This window comes from Variovorax sp. Varisp53, from assembly GCF_059491555.1.
The window spans coordinates 688,300-701,365 of sequence record NZ_CP168512.1; the positions used below are offsets into that span (position 1 = coordinate 688,300).

The 13,066-nt window shown below is 66.6% G+C and carries 12 protein-coding genes; 10 read left to right on the forward strand and 2 right to left on the reverse strand.

Features of this window, described 5'->3' with window-relative positions:
• Window positions 1–64 precede the first annotated feature (64 nt).
• The 3 genes from ACEOAB_RS03065 to ACEOAB_RS03075 all read left to right on the forward strand — a co-directional run bounded on the left by ACEOAB_RS03065 (window position 65) and on the right by ACEOAB_RS03075 (window position 2,751).
• A complete protein-coding gene (locus tag ACEOAB_RS03065) occupies window positions 65–658 on the forward strand; it encodes a 2-hydroxychromene-2-carboxylate isomerase (protein ID WP_056597579.1) in 594 nt (197 codons plus the stop codon).
• A gap of 38 nt (window positions 659–696) precedes the next feature.
• Complete coding sequence (locus ACEOAB_RS03070) at window positions 697–1,461, forward strand: enoyl-CoA hydratase (protein ID WP_413750786.1); 765 nt, start codon at window positions 697–699, stop codon at window positions 1,459–1,461.
• A gap of 183 nt (window positions 1,462–1,644) precedes the next feature.
• A complete protein-coding gene (locus tag ACEOAB_RS03075) occupies window positions 1,645–2,751 on the forward strand; it encodes an ABC transporter substrate-binding protein (RefSeq protein ID WP_495653825.1) in 1,107 nt (368 codons plus the stop codon).
• 6 nt (window positions 2,752–2,757) lie between these two features.
• On the opposite strand, the gene ACEOAB_RS03080 is transcribed toward ACEOAB_RS03075, so the two are convergent.
• Window positions 2,758–3,183: an acyl-CoA thioesterase gene (locus ACEOAB_RS03080; RefSeq protein ID WP_007834091.1), complete on the reverse strand. Its 426-nt coding sequence runs from the start codon at window positions 3,181–3,183 to the stop codon at window positions 2,758–2,760.
• A 41-nt stretch (window positions 3,184–3,224) separates the two neighbouring features.
• Between ACEOAB_RS03080 and ACEOAB_RS03085 the strand changes: the two genes are divergently transcribed.
• Together ACEOAB_RS03085 and ACEOAB_RS03090 are read left to right on the forward strand one after the other, a co-directional pair.
• A complete protein-coding gene (locus ACEOAB_RS03085) occupies window positions 3,225–5,057 on the forward strand; it encodes an ABCB family ABC transporter ATP-binding protein/permease (protein WP_056597577.1) in 1,833 nt (610 codons plus the stop codon).
• Window positions 5,058–5,097: 40 nt separating this feature from the next.
• Window positions 5,098–6,036: a 2-hydroxyacid dehydrogenase gene (locus tag ACEOAB_RS03090; protein WP_413750787.1), complete on the forward strand. Its 939-nt coding sequence runs from the start codon at window positions 5,098–5,100 to the stop codon at window positions 6,034–6,036.
• A gap of 283 nt (window positions 6,037–6,319) precedes the next feature.
• Here the strand turns inward: ACEOAB_RS03090 and ACEOAB_RS03095 are convergent, their stop codons facing one another.
• Complete coding sequence (locus ACEOAB_RS03095) at window positions 6,320–7,765, reverse strand: amidase (protein WP_413749583.1); 1,446 nt, start codon at window positions 7,763–7,765, stop codon at window positions 6,320–6,322.
• Between the two features lie 60 nt (window positions 7,766–7,825).
• Here ACEOAB_RS03095 and ACEOAB_RS03100 point away from each other — a divergent pair, with 60 nt between their 5' ends.
• From ACEOAB_RS03100 to ACEOAB_RS03120, 5 genes are all read left to right on the forward strand, one after another.
• Window positions 7,826–8,815 carry a LysR substrate-binding domain-containing protein gene (locus ACEOAB_RS03100; RefSeq protein WP_056597574.1) on the forward strand — a complete coding sequence of 330 codons (990 nt, stop codon included), beginning with the start codon at window positions 7,826–7,828 and terminating at the stop codon, window positions 8,813–8,815.
• 171 nt (window positions 8,816–8,986) lie between these two features.
• Window positions 8,987–10,441, forward strand: a complete 1,455-nt coding sequence (locus tag ACEOAB_RS03105; RefSeq protein WP_413749584.1) for an aspartate ammonia-lyase — start codon at window positions 8,987–8,989, stop codon at window positions 10,439–10,441.
• A gap of 168 nt (window positions 10,442–10,609) precedes the next feature.
• Window positions 10,610–11,509 carry an amino acid ABC transporter substrate-binding protein gene (locus tag ACEOAB_RS03110; RefSeq protein ID WP_413749585.1) on the forward strand — a complete coding sequence of 300 codons (900 nt, stop codon included), beginning with the start codon at window positions 10,610–10,612 and terminating at the stop codon, window positions 11,507–11,509.
• Window positions 11,510–11,606: 97 nt separating this feature from the next.
• The gene (locus tag ACEOAB_RS03115; RefSeq protein WP_413749586.1) at window positions 11,607–12,338 is read left to right on the forward strand and encodes an amino acid ABC transporter permease; all 732 of its coding nucleotides are present in this window, start codon (window positions 11,607–11,609) and stop codon (window positions 12,336–12,338) included.
• Between the two features lies 1 nt (window position 12,339).
• Window positions 12,340–13,029: an amino acid ABC transporter permease gene (locus tag ACEOAB_RS03120; RefSeq protein ID WP_007838246.1), complete on the forward strand. Its 690-nt coding sequence runs from the start codon at window positions 12,340–12,342 to the stop codon at window positions 13,027–13,029.
• The last annotated feature ends 37 nt before the right edge of the window (window positions 13,030–13,066 follow it).

The window sequence follows — 13,066 nt, forward strand, 5'->3', positions numbered from 1 at the left end:
GGTGGCCTGTGCACGCGCCCTGAACAGCAGCTCTCGAACGCAAAGCTCCCTTGAGAAGGCACCCATGACCAAATCCGTCGACTTCTATTTCGACTTCGGCAGCCCCGCCGCCTACCTGGCCGCAACGCAGCTGCCGCACGTATGCGCCGACACCGGCGCCGAGCTGGTGTGGAAGCCCATGCTGCTGGGCGGCGTGTTCCAGGCCACGGGCAACCATTCGCCCGCCGAGATCAAGCCCAAGGGCCCGTACATGACCGTCGACCTGCAGCGCTTCGCGAAGCGCTACGGCGTGCCTTTCGTGCACAACCCGCATTTCCCCATCAACACGCTGCTGCTGATGCGCGGCGCTACCGGCATCCAGATGAAGGAGCCGGCGCGCTTCGGTGCGTATGTCGACGCGGTCTTCCACGCGATGTGGGTCGAGCCGAAGAATCTCAACGACCCGGCAATCGTCGGTGCCGTCTTGCAGAATGCGGGCTTCGACGCCGCGGGCCTGCTCGCGCTGGCCGGGGCGCAGGAAACCAAGGACCGCCTCAAGGCCGTCACACAGGAAGCCGTGGAGCGCGGCGTGTTCGGCGCTCCCACCATGTTCGTCGGCAGCGAGATGTTCTGGGGGCAAGACCGCCTCGATTTCGTCCGCGAAGCCCTTTGCGCCTGACTGCGGCGCCAATCCATCCATTCATCCAAGGACCACCCATGAGCGACATCCTCGTCCACACCGAAGCCGGTGTGATGACCCTCACTTTCAACCGCGTCGACAAGAAGAACTCGATCACCAGCGGCATGTACGCCGAACTGGCCGATGCGCTGGCCACCGCCGAGAGCGATGCGGCCGTGCGCTGCGTGCTGATCCAGGGCGACCCGACGATCTTCAGCGCGGGCAACGACATCGGCGACTTCCTCAACGCCCCGCCGTCCACGCAGGAGTCGCCGGTGTTCCGCTTCCTGCGCGGCATCGCGACCTTCCCCAAGCCCATCGTCGCGGCCGTGTGCGGCCCGGCCGTGGGCATCGGCACCACGATGCTGTTCCACTGCGACCTGGTCTACGCGGGCGACAACGCCGCCTTCTCGATGCCCTTCGTGAACCTCGGCCTGTGCCCCGAAGCGGCGTCCAGCCTGCTGGTGCCGCAGATGCTGGGTTACCACCGTGCGGCCGAGGCGCTGTTGCTGGGCGAGCCCTTCATGGCCGAGGCCGCGCTGGAGGTGGGCCTGGTCAACCGCGTGGTGCCGCCGACCGAGGCCAACGCCATCGCGCAGGCGCAGGCCCGCAAGCTCGCCGCCAAGCCGCTGAGCGCGCTGGTGGAAACCAAGCGCCTGCTGAAGAAGGCGCAGATGCCCGCCGTGCTGGAGCGCATGGGCGAGGAGGGTGCGAGCTTCGGCCGCATGCTGCGCGAACCGGCGGCGCGCGAGGCCTTCGGCGCGTTCATGGAGAAGCGCAAGCCGGATTTCTCCAAGGTCTGAGGCGCTTCCCGGGCCGGGGCCTGCATACGTACACTGCGCGGCGTGCAAGAGAAAAGAACCCCCGCAACGCCCGGCCCGCAGGCAAATGATGCTACTGAAAAAGTAGCATTTCGCATTTCGCGCCGGCGTACTTTCGGTTTGCTGGCAGGTGCCCTGGCAGCCCCCTCGCTGGCCTTGGCGCGGGTGCGCCCGCTGCGCATCGGCGTCATCGGTTCGTGGTCCGGCCCTTATGCGGGCGGTGGCCGGCAGTTCGATGCCGGCATGGCCGTCTGGCTGGCGGCACACAACCAGAATAGCGCGGGCCGGCCGGTCGAACTGCTGCGGCGCGATGTGCCCGGCAGCGCGCCCGACCAGGCGCGCCGCCATGCGCTGGACCTCGTGGAAAGCGAGCGCGTCGACCTGCTGGCGGGCCTGGATTTCAGCTCCAACGCCTATGCCGTGGGCAGCGTCGCCACGCAGGCGAAGATGCCCCTGGTGGTGATGAACGCAGCCTCCTCGGGCATCACGGCGCGCTGCCCGTTCGCGGTGCGGGTGTCCTTCACCATCGGGCAGGTCACGCTGCCGCTGGCGCGCTGGGCGCTCCAGCAAGGCTTGCGCGACGTCTGCACCGTGGTGGCCGACTACGCCTCGGGCGTCGATGCCGAAAGCGCTTTCGTATCGGGCATCACCGCGGGTGGAGGCCGGGTCGGCGCGATGCTGCGGGTGCCGCTGGCCACGCTCGACTACTCGGCCTACATGCTGCGGCTGCGCGAACTCAAGCCACAGGCGGTGTTCTTCTTCCTGCCGTCGGGGCAGATGCCGGCCACCTTCCTGAAGTTCTGGCGCGACCGTGGCATGGCCGACGCCGGCATTCGCCTGCTCGCGACCGGCGACGCCACCGACGACCACTACCTCGAGGGCATCGGCGAGCTGGCCGACGGGCTCGTCACCAGCCACCACTATTCATTCGCGCACGAGTCGCCGGCCAACCGCCGGTTCACGTCGGCGTTCCGGGCGGAGTACGGCGATCACCTGCGTCCGGGGTATTTCGCGGTCGCGGCCCACGATGCGCTCGCGGCCATCGACGCGGCGATGGCCTCGCCCGCGGCGCATGGTGGCGTGGTTGGCGAGCGGCTGGTGGATGCGTTTCGGGGCGTGCGGCTCGACAGCCCGCGCGGCCCGATAGAGATCGACGCGCACACGCGGGACATCGTGCAGACCGTGTACATCCGCCGCGTCGAGCGCCGCGAGGGGCGCTGGGTCAACCGCGAGTTCGAGCGCTTCGAGCGCGTACGCGACCCGGGCGTCTGAACTCGTTCAGGGCTGTTGCTCGATCACTCGCGGGCGGCCGTTGTCGTCGATCGCCACGTAGGTGAAGGTCGCCTGCGTGACCTTGATGTACTCGCCCTGGGCGCGGAAGCGCTCGGCGAACACCTCGACGGTCACCGTGACCGAGGTGCGCCCGATGCGCACCAGCTTCGAATAGAACGAAAGAATGTCGCCCAGCCGCACCGGCTGCTTGAAGATGAATTCGTTGACCGCCACCGTGGCCTGGCGGCCCTTGGCGTAGCGCGCCGGAATCACCGAGCCGGCCAGGTCGCACTGCGCCATGACCCAGCCGCCGAAGATGTCGCCGTTGGCGTTGCAGTCCGCCGGCATCGGAATGACCTTGAGCACCAGCTCCATGTCGGTGGGCAGGCTTTTGAGGGTGGCCGCGGCGGCGGCACTGGAAGTATCTGACATGGGCACAATCTGGAACAAACAAGCAACCACGATTGTCCCCTATGCGCCGCAGCGGCGAAGCCCTTCCTTCCCCCCACACGGCCGGCAGCCATCCGCCGGCGCGCAGCGACCGTTCCGACTGGGCGACCCTTCGCCGTCTGTTCCCCTACCTCTGGCAGTACAAGTGGCGGGTGGCCGCGGCGCTGGGCTTCATGGTGGGCGCCAAGGTTGCCAACGTCGGCGTGCCGGTGCTGTTGAAGAACCTGGTCGACACGATGACGCCCAAGCCTGACATGGCGCAGGCGCTGCTCATCGTGCCCATCGGGCTGCTGCTGGCCTACGGGTTGCTGCGCTTCTCGACCTCGCTGTTCGGCGAGCTGCGCGAGCTGATCTTCGCCAAGGCCACCGAGGGCACGGCGCGGCAGATCGCGCTGGAGGTGTTCCGCCACCTGCATTCGCTGAGCCTGCGCTTCCACCTGGAGCGCCAGACCGGCGGCATGACGCGCGACATCGAGCGCGGCACGCGCGGCGTGCACTCGCTGATCTCGATGTCGCTCTACAGCATCGTGCCGACCATCATCGAACTGGTGCTGGTGCTCACCATCCTGGGCGTGAAGTTCGACTCGCTGTTCGTCTGGATCACGGCGGCCGCGCTGGTGCTGTACATCACGTTCACCGTCACGGTGACCGAGTGGCGCACGCAGTTCCGCAAGACCATGAACGAGCTCGACTCGGTGGCGCAGAGCCGCGCGGTCGATTCGCTGCTGAACTACGAGACCGTCAAGTACTTCAACAACGAGGACTTCGAGGCCGGCCGCTACGACGCCAGCCTCGACCGCTACCGCAAGGCCGCCATCAAGAGCCAGCGCACGCTGAGCATGCTCAACACCGGCCAGCAGGCGCTGATCGCCATCAGCCTGGTGCTGATGCTGTGGCGCGCCACCTCGGGCGTGGTCGACGGGCGCATGACGCTGGGCGACTTGGTGATGGTCAACGCCTTCATGATCCAGCTCTACATTCCGCTCAACTTTCTGGGCGTGATCTACCGCGAGATCAAGCAGAGCCTGACCGACCTCGACAAGATGTTCGTGCTGATGGAGAAGGAGCGCGAGGTGCGCGACGCGCCCGGCTCGCAGCCGCTGGCCGGCGCCGACGCCACCGTGCGCTTCGAAGACGTCAGCTTCGCCTACGAGCCCGCTCGCCCCATCCTCAAGCATGTGAGTTTCGAGATCCCGGCCGGCAAGACGGTGGCCGTGGTCGGCCCCTCGGGCTCGGGCAAGTCCACGCTCGCGCGGCTGCTCTACCGCTTCTACGACGTGCAGCAGGGCCGCATCACGATCGGCGGCGAGGACATCCGCGCAGTCACGCAGTCGAGCGTGCGCCGCGCGATCGGCATCGTGCCGCAGGACACGGTGCTGTTCAACGACACGGTCGAATACAACATCGCCTATGGCCGCCCGGGCGCCTCGCGCGAAGAGGTGGAGGCCGCCGCCCGCGCCGCGCGCATCCACGACTTCATCTCGGCCACGCCCAAGGGCTACGACACCACCGTGGGCGAGCGCGGGCTCAAGCTCTCGGGCGGCGAGAAGCAGCGCGTGGCCATCGCGCGCACGCTGCTGAAGAACCCGCCGATCGTGATCTTCGACGAGGCCACTTCGGCGCTCGACTCGGCCAATGAGCGCGCCATCCAGTCGGAGCTGAAGAGCGCCGCGCAGGACAAGACCACGCTGGTCATCGCGCACCGCCTGTCGACGGTGGTCGACGCGCACGAGATCCTGGTGCTGGAAGCCGGCGTGATCGTCGAGCGCGGCACGCACGCCGAGCTGCTCGCGAAGCAGGGCCGTTATGCCCAGATGTGGGCTTTGCAGAAGAGCGAAGCGGCGCCGCTGATGTAGCGCGATCATCCATTTCATTTTTTCGTTCAGGAGTTCCCACGTGTCGACCAAGATTCCCCTGCTGGTGCTCAACAGCCTGTCGAGCGCCCACCAGGCCCAGATTGCCGAGGTCTACGACATGACCTATGCCTTCGGCGACGCGCAGCGCGCGGCTGCCATCGCCGAGCACGGCAAGAAGTTCCGCGCGGTGCTGACCATCGGCGTCATCGGCATCACGCCCGAGGAGATCGCGGCCATGCCGGCGGTGGAGCTGATCTGCTGCATGGGTGCGGGCTACGAGGGCGTGCCGCTCGAGGTGACGCGTGCGCGCGGCATCGCCACGGCCAATGGCGCGGGCACCAACGACGACTGCGTGGCCGATCACGCCTTCGGCCTGCTGATCGGCATCGTGCGCGAGTTCCGCAAGCTCGACCGGCTGTGCCGCGAAGGCGTGTGGCGCGAAGCGATTCCGCAGCCGCCGAACGTGTCGGGCAAGAAGCTGGGCATTCTGGGGCTGGGCACCATCGGACAGAAGATCGCGAAGCGGGCGGCGGCGTTCGACATGGAGGTCGGCTATCACAACCGCAAGCCGAAGGAAGGCTCCGCGCACCGCTATTTCGACGACCTGAAGTCGATGGCAGGCTGGGCCGACTTCCTGGTGCTGGCCGCGCCGGGCGGACCCGCGACGAAGCATCTGGTCAATGCCGAAGTGCTCGACGCGCTGGGGCCGCAGGGCTACCTGGTGAGCATCGGGCGCGGCAGCGTGGTCGATACCGAGGCGCTGGCGGCGGCATTGCGCGAGAACCGCATTGCGGGAGCCGGCCTCGACGTGTACGAGAGCGAGCCGAAGCGGCCCGAGCCGCTGGTCGGCCTCGACAACGTGCTGCTGACGCCGCACATGGCCGGCTGGTCGCCCGAGGCGACGCAGAAGTCGGTGGACCATTTCCTTGCGAATGCCGAAGGGCACTTCGCGGGGCGCGGCGTCCTCACCCCCATCTGATGCCTTGCTCCTTCCCCCTCTGGGGGAAGGTTGGGATGGGGGCAGGCAGAGCGCCCGATGGATACGCCGCTTGGGCCCCCACCCCAGCCCTCCCCCAGCGGGGGAGGGAGTCAAGCCAAGACCGGAGGGCAATGGGAAGCTCCGCCAGCGCGAACGAGTGACGATCTCCATCCAGCGTCTTGCTCCTTCCCCCTCTGGGGGAAGGTTGGGATGGGGGCAGGCAGGGCGCGCGATGGATGCGCCGCTTGCCCCCACCCCAGCCCTCCCCCAGCGGGGGAGGGAGTCAAACCAATACTGGGGGGCGATGAGCGGCCCAGCCACAGGCTTGGTCATACGCATGCCCCAGCCGCAGCACATCGAGGTCCGCATGGATTGGCCCCGCCAGCTGCAGCCCCATCGGCAGCCCGCCTTCGCCGAAGCCGGCGCGCACATTCAGCGTCGGCAGCCCCGCCAGCGTGAACGGCGTGACGATCTCCATCCAGCGGTGGTACGTGTCGCTCGCTACGCCAGCGACTTCCTTCGGCCAGTGCATTTCCGCGTCGAACGGAAACACCTGCGCGGTCGGCGCCAGCACGAAGTCGAAGCGCTCGAACAGCCTGAGGAACGCGCGGTACACGTTCGAGCGGTAAACCGAGGCCTGGTAAAGCGAGGCCGCATCCAGGTGCCGGCTCTGCTCGATCTCCCATTGCGCCTCGGGCTTGAGCTGCGCGAACAGCTTCGGGTCGTTCCGGTAGGCGCCCAGTTTGCCGCCCACCAGCAGCTGCCTCAACCGCAGCCATGCGCTCCAGTTGTGCTCGCGTGGCACGTCGAGCGTGCAGGGCTCGACCTCGCAGCCGATGGTGCGGAAGGTGTCGAGCGCCTTCTCGCCGAGTTCGCGGATGCCGGGCGCCAGAGGCAGGTCGGGCCAGACGCTGCCGAGCCAGCCGATGCGCAGTCCCTTGCCGTCGCCGTCGAGCTGCAGTGCATCGGGCGAGGGCAGGGCGTTGGGCGACGACAGCGGCACGCGCGTGTCGAAGCCGGCCTGCACGGCCAGCAGCCGCGCCGCGTCTTCCACGGTGCGCGCCATCGGGCCTTCGCAGCCCAGTTGCTGGAAGAAGAGTTCCTCGTCCGGGTTGCCCGGCACGCGTCCGCGCGAGGGCCGCATGCCGATCACGTTGTTGAAGGCCGCGGGGTTGCGCAGCGAGCCCATCATGTCGCTGCCATCCGCCACGGGCAGCATGCCCAGGGCCAGCGCCACGGCGGCGCCACCGCTGCTGCCGCCCGCGCTGCGCTCTGGCGCGTAGGCGTTGCGCGTGATGCCGAACACCGTGTTGTAGGTGTGCGAGCCGAGCCCGAATTCAGGCGTGTTGGTCTTGCCGATCACGATGGCGCCGGCTGCCCTGGCGCGCGCCACGTGCAGGCTGTCGGTGCGTGCCGGCGAGCGCGGCGACAACGGCGAACCCATCGAGGTCGGCAGGCCTGCGGCGTGGCTCAGGTCCTTCACCGCGAGCGGAAAGCCGTGCATCCAGCCGCGCCGTTCGCCGCGTGCGAGTTCGGCGTCGCGCTCGCCGGCCTCGGCCAGCAGCTGCGCCGGATCGCGCAGCGACACGATGGCGTTGAAGCGCGGGTTCAGCGCCTCGATGCGGGCCAGCGAGGCCTGCATCGTTTCGCGGCAGGACACGTCGCGCGCGGCGATGCGGCGGGAGAGTTCGGTGGCGCTGAGGGCGAGCAGGTCGTCGGCTGAAGGCATGGCGAGTGCGGGAAAAGGAGGGGCGTCCAGTATGGCGCGGCGCTCGCATAATCGCCGCGTATGGAAACAAAGTGGCTCGAAGACTTCATCAGCCTGGCGGAAACCCGCAGCTTCAGCCGCTCGGCCCAATTGAGGCATGTGACGCAGCCCGCGTTCTCGCGCCGCATCCAGGCGCTCGAGGGCTGGGCCGGCACCGACCTGGTCGATCGCAGCTCCTACCCCACGCGCCTCACGCCCGCGGGCCAGACGCTCTACGGCCAGGCCATCGAGATGCTGCAGTCGCTGCAGAGCACCCGCGCCATGCTGCGCGGCCACTCCGCCGCCGGGCAGGACGTGATCGAGATCGCGGTTCCGCACACGCTGGCCTTCACCTTCTTTCCCTCGTGGGTGACCAGCCTGCGCGAGCATTTCGGGCCGATCAAGAGTCGCCTCATCGCGCTCAACGTGCACGACGCGGTGCTGCGGCTGGTCGAGGGCAGCTGCGACCTGCTGATCGCCTATCACCACCCCTCGCAGCCGCTGCAACTCGACGCCAACAAGTACGAGATGGTCAGCCTCGGCGAGGAAACCGTGGCCCCCTGGGTCAAGGCCGACGCTGAGGGCGCCCCGCGCTACCGGCTGCCGGGGCGCCCCGGCCAGCCTCTGCCGTACCTGGGCTATGCGCCCGGCGCCTACCTGGGCCGCGTGGTCGACCAGCTGCTCAAGGAGTCGGGCACCGCCATTCACCTCGACCGGGTCTACGAGACCGACATGGCCGAAGGCCTGAAGGTCATGGCGCTCGAAGGCCATGGCATCGCCTTTTTGCCGCAGAGCGCGGTGCGCAAGGAGATCAAGGCGCGCAAGCTCGTGAGTGCGCTGCCGCCCGAGATCGACAGCCTGGAGGCGACGATGGAGATCCGCGCCTACCGCGAGCGGCCCGGCATGGCGGCCCCGCTCAGGGCCGGTGGCGGCCGCGCTGCGAAGGCTTCGACCGCCGAGGGCTTGCAGCCCAAACGCACGGCCGATGCGTTATGGTCTTATTTGGTCGGCACCCAGCCCCAGCGTCGATGACCGGATTTTGTGCAACGCACAATCTATAAATGCCACGCATAGGACCCCCCGCAAACGGCATTGGCGCCCTTGAACCGGCGCCACTACAGTCGCGGCAGTTTTTTTGCCGTTGCAAGCAGCACGACCCGGCACGCGCCCTGCGCGTGCTTTTTTTTAAGCCGAGGAACCTCCATGAACTCCAATTTCAGGACTGAACACGACTTCCTCGGCGACAAGCAGATCCCTGCCATCGCCTACTGGGGCGTGCACACGGCCCGTGCGGTAGAGAACTTCCCCATCTCCGGCACCCGCATCTCGGCCATGCCCGACCTGGTGCGTGCGCTGGCCTACGTGAAGAAGGCCGCCACGCGCGCCAACGCCGACCTGGGTGCCATCGACCGCGACCGCGCGGCGGCCATCATCCTGGCCTGCGACGACATCGTCGACGGCAAGCTGCTCGACGAGTTCGTGGTCGATGTGATCCAGGGCGGCGCCGGCACCTCGACCAACATGAACGCCAACGAGGTCATCTGCAACCTCGCGCTCGAGAAGCTGGGCCACGAGAAGGCGCGCTACGACGTGCTGCACCCGAACGACCACGTCAACGCCTCGCAGAGCACCAACGACGTGTACCCCACGGCCGTGCGCCTGGCGCTGTGGTTCGCCATCGACCGGCTGCTCGAATCGATGGCGTCGCTGCGCCGCAGCTTCGAGGCCAAGGCGCTCGAGTTCAAGGACATCCTCAAGATCGGCCGCACGCAGCTGCAGGATGCCGTGCCGATGACGCTGGGCCAGGAGTTCCTGACCTACGCCATCATGATTGGGGAAGACGAGGCCCGCCTGGGCGAGGCGCGCGCCCTCATCGAGGAAATCAACCTCGGCGCGACCGCCATCGGCACCGGCATCAATGCGCCGCACGGCTACGCGAACCTCGCCTGCCAGTACCTGGCCGAGCAGACCGGCGTGCCGCTCAAGCAGGCCGCCAACCTCATCGAGGCCACGCAGGACACGGGCGCCTTCGTGCAGCTGTCGGGCGTGCTCAAGCGCGTGGCGACCAAGCTCAGCAAGACCTGCAACGACCTGCGCCTGCTCTCCAGCGGCCCGCAGGCCGGCTTCGGCGAGATCCGGCTGCCGGCGCGGCAGGCGGGCTCGTCGATCATGCCGGGCAAGGTCAACCCGGTGATCCCGGAAGTGATGAACCAGGTGGCCTTCGAGGTCATCGGCAACGACATCACTGTGACGCTGGCGTCCGAGGCCGGGCAGCTGCAGCTCAACGCCTTCGAACCGATCATGGGCTGGAGCCTGTTCAAGAGCATCCAGCACCTGAGCCGGGCCTGCAGCACGCTGGAGAAGAACTGCGTCGTCGGCATCGAGGCCAACCGCGAGTTCCTTGCCAAGCGGGTGCGCGAATCGGTCACGCTGGTCACGGCGCTCAACCCGCTCATCGGCTACGAGAAGGCCGCGCTCATTGCCAAGACCGCGCTCGCCACGGGCGGGCCGATCGACCTGGTGGCCGAGTCGCTGGGCATCATGACGCGCGCCGAGATGGACGCGCTGCTCGTGCCCGAGAACCTGACGCAGCCGGTGCGCCTGTCGGTCGCGCCGGTTCCGCTGGCTGCCGAGCCTTCGGGCACAAAGGCTGCTTAGTGAAAGTCGGACAATGCCAGGAGGCAGGATCGCACCAGGCTGGCGCTGCAATGCGCATGGCCGGTGCAGCGTGGGTGTGAATGCACCGGGTTGGTCCGGGTATCACGCAAAATGTGAATGTCTAGAATTTAGTTGTATCTGTTTCAGTCACCCTCAGGAGTTTTCTGTATGAAAAAACAAGCAATGGCATTGGCAATCGCGGCGCTCGCCACCAGCGGCGTCTTCGCTCAGGCCAATGACACCCTGGCCAAGATCAAGGCTTCGGGCACCATCACCGAAGGCGTGCGTGAATCTTCCGGCCTGTCGTACACGCTGGGCAACGGCCAGTACACCGGCTTCCACTACGACGTTTGCGCCAACATCATCAAGGACCTCGAGAAGTCCATCGGCAAGAAGCTCGAAGTCAAGTACCAGCCCGTGACCTCGCAGAACCGCATTCCCCTGGTGCAGAACGGCACCGTGGACATCGAGTGCGGCTCCACCACCAACAACGCCACCCGCCAGAAGGACGTGGCCTTCGGCGTGACCACCTACGTCGAAGAAACCAAGATCGTCGTCAAGGCCAACTCGGGCATCCACTCGCTGGCCGACCTGAAGGACAAGACGGTCGCCACCACCACCGGCACCACGCCCCTGCAAACCGTGCGCAAGCAGAAGCGTGCCGAGAACCTGACCTTCAAGGAGGTCTACGGCAAGGACCACTCCGACAGCTTCCTGCTGCTGGAAACCGGCCGTGCCGACGCCTTCGTGATGGACGGCTCGATCCTGGCTGCCCTGGCCGCCAAGTCGAAGTCGCCGAAGGACTACAAGATCCTGCCGGACGTGCTGGCCGTTGAACCCATCGGCATCATGATCCGCAAGGACGACCCGGCCTTCAAGAAGGCCGTGGACGACAGCATCAAGGCACAGGCCAAGTCGGGCGAGCTCGCCAAGCTGTACGACAAGTGGTTCCTGAAGCCGATTCCCCCGGCAAACGTCGTCATCAACCTGCCGCTGGGCGAAGCCACCAAGAACGCCTGGGCCAACCCGAACGACAAGCCGGCCGAAGAGTACGTCACCAAGGAATAAGCGCGCGTCGCTGCGTGATGACGCCCACCTTTCGCGGTGGGCGTTTCTTTTCAAGGGACTGGTTTTCGAAGAGACGGTGAAGAAGGAGTAAATACAAATGGGCAACTGGGATTGGCAGGTGTTCCTGCAAGACCCCGGGGGGGAATATCCGAGCTACCTGCAATGGATGCTCTCGGCGTGGGGCTGGACGGTGTCGGTTGCGCTGCTGGCGTTGATCGTGGCACTGGTGCTGGGCTCGCTGATCGGCATCATCCGCACGCTGCCTGACAGCCCGTGGCTGGTGCGGCTGGGCAATGCGTGGGTGGAGCTGTTCCGCAACATCCCGCTGCTGGTGCAGATCTTCCTCTGGTATCACGTGATTCCAGCCATGATTCCCGTCATGAAGGGTGTGCCGAGCTTCATCCTCGTGGTGCTGGCATTGGGCTTCTTCACGTCGGCGCGCATCGCCGAGCAGGTGCGCTCGGGCATCCAGGCGCTGCCCAAGGGCCAGCGCTACGCGGGCATGGCGGTGGGCTTCACCACCGCGCAGTACTACCGCTACGTGATCCTGCCGATGGCCTACCGCATCATCATCCCGCCGCTCACGAGCGAGACGATGAACATCTTCAAGAACTCGTCCGTCGCCTTCGCCGTGTCGGTCGCCGAACTCACCATGTTCGCGATGCAGGCGCAGGAAGAAACCTCGCGCGGCATCGAGGTCTACCTCGCGGTGACTGCGTGCTATGTGGTGTCGGCCCTGCTCATCAACCGGCTCATGGCATTCATCGAGAAGAAGACCCGCGTGCCGGGCTTCATCGTCTCGGCCAGCAGCGGCGGCGGAGGACACTGACATGATGAATCTCGACCTGTCGTTCTACAACTGGGACGTCATCAGCAACTTCGTCGTCAAGGGCTTCTACTTCAGCATCATGCTGACGATAGTGGCCACCATCGGCGGCGTGATCTTCGGCACCCTGCTGGCGCTCATGCGCCTGTCGGGCAAGAAGTGGCTCGATGCGCCCGCGGCGCTGTACGTCAACGGCATGCGAAGCATCCCGCTGGTGATGGTGATCCTGTGGTTCTTCCTGCTGGTGCCGGCATCGTTCTATTCGCTGTTCGGTTCGGTCGGCTCCAACTACCGCTCCGAAATCTCGGCCGTGATCACCTTCGTCGCGTTCGAGGCAGCGTACTTCAGCGAGATCATGCGCGCGGGCATCCAGTCGATCCCGCGCGGCCAGGTGAACGCGGGCCAGGCGGTGGGCATGACCTACGGCCAGAACATGCGTCTCGTGGTGCTGCCACAGGCCTTCCGCAACATGCTGCCGGTGCTGCTCACGCAGACCATCATCCTGTTCCAGGATACGTCGCTGGTCTACGCCATCGGCGCCTACGACATGCTCAAGGGCTTCGAGACCGCGGGCAAGAACTTCGGCCGTCCGATCGAGGCGTACCTGCTCGCGGCCGTCGTTTACTTCGTCATGTGCTATGCCCTTTCTTGGCTGGTGAAACGCCTGCACAAGAAGATCGCCATCATTCGCTGATTGAGTGGCTGAACCGGAGAGAAAGAAATGTCCGAAA

Coding starts and splice junctions, on each gene's coding strand:
- ACEOAB_RS03065 (WP_056597579.1), top strand. CDS start 65: ATGACCAAATCCGTCGACTTCTATTTCGACTTCGGCAGCCCCGCCGCC.
- ACEOAB_RS03070 (WP_413750786.1), top strand. CDS start 697: ATGAGCGACATCCTCGTCCACACCGAAGCCGGTGTGATGACCCTCACT.
- ACEOAB_RS03080 (WP_007834091.1), bottom strand. CDS start 3,183: ATGTCAGATACTTCCAGTGCCGCCGCCGCGGCCACCCTCAAAAGCCTG.
- ACEOAB_RS03085 (WP_056597577.1), top strand. CDS start 3,225: ATGCGCCGCAGCGGCGAAGCCCTTCCTTCCCCCCACACGGCCGGCAGC.
- ACEOAB_RS03095 (WP_413749583.1), bottom strand. CDS start 7,765: ATGCCTTCAGCCGACGACCTGCTCGCCCTCAGCGCCACCGAACTCTCC.
- ACEOAB_RS03100 (WP_056597574.1), top strand. CDS start 7,826: ATGGAAACAAAGTGGCTCGAAGACTTCATCAGCCTGGCGGAAACCCGC.
- ACEOAB_RS03105 (WP_413749584.1), top strand. CDS start 8,987: ATGAACTCCAATTTCAGGACTGAACACGACTTCCTCGGCGACAAGCAG.
- ACEOAB_RS03110 (WP_413749585.1), top strand. CDS start 10,610: ATGAAAAAACAAGCAATGGCATTGGCAATCGCGGCGCTCGCCACCAGC.
- ACEOAB_RS03115 (WP_413749586.1), top strand. CDS start 11,607: ATGGGCAACTGGGATTGGCAGGTGTTCCTGCAAGACCCCGGGGGGGAA.
- ACEOAB_RS03120 (WP_007838246.1), top strand. CDS start 12,340: ATGATGAATCTCGACCTGTCGTTCTACAACTGGGACGTCATCAGCAAC.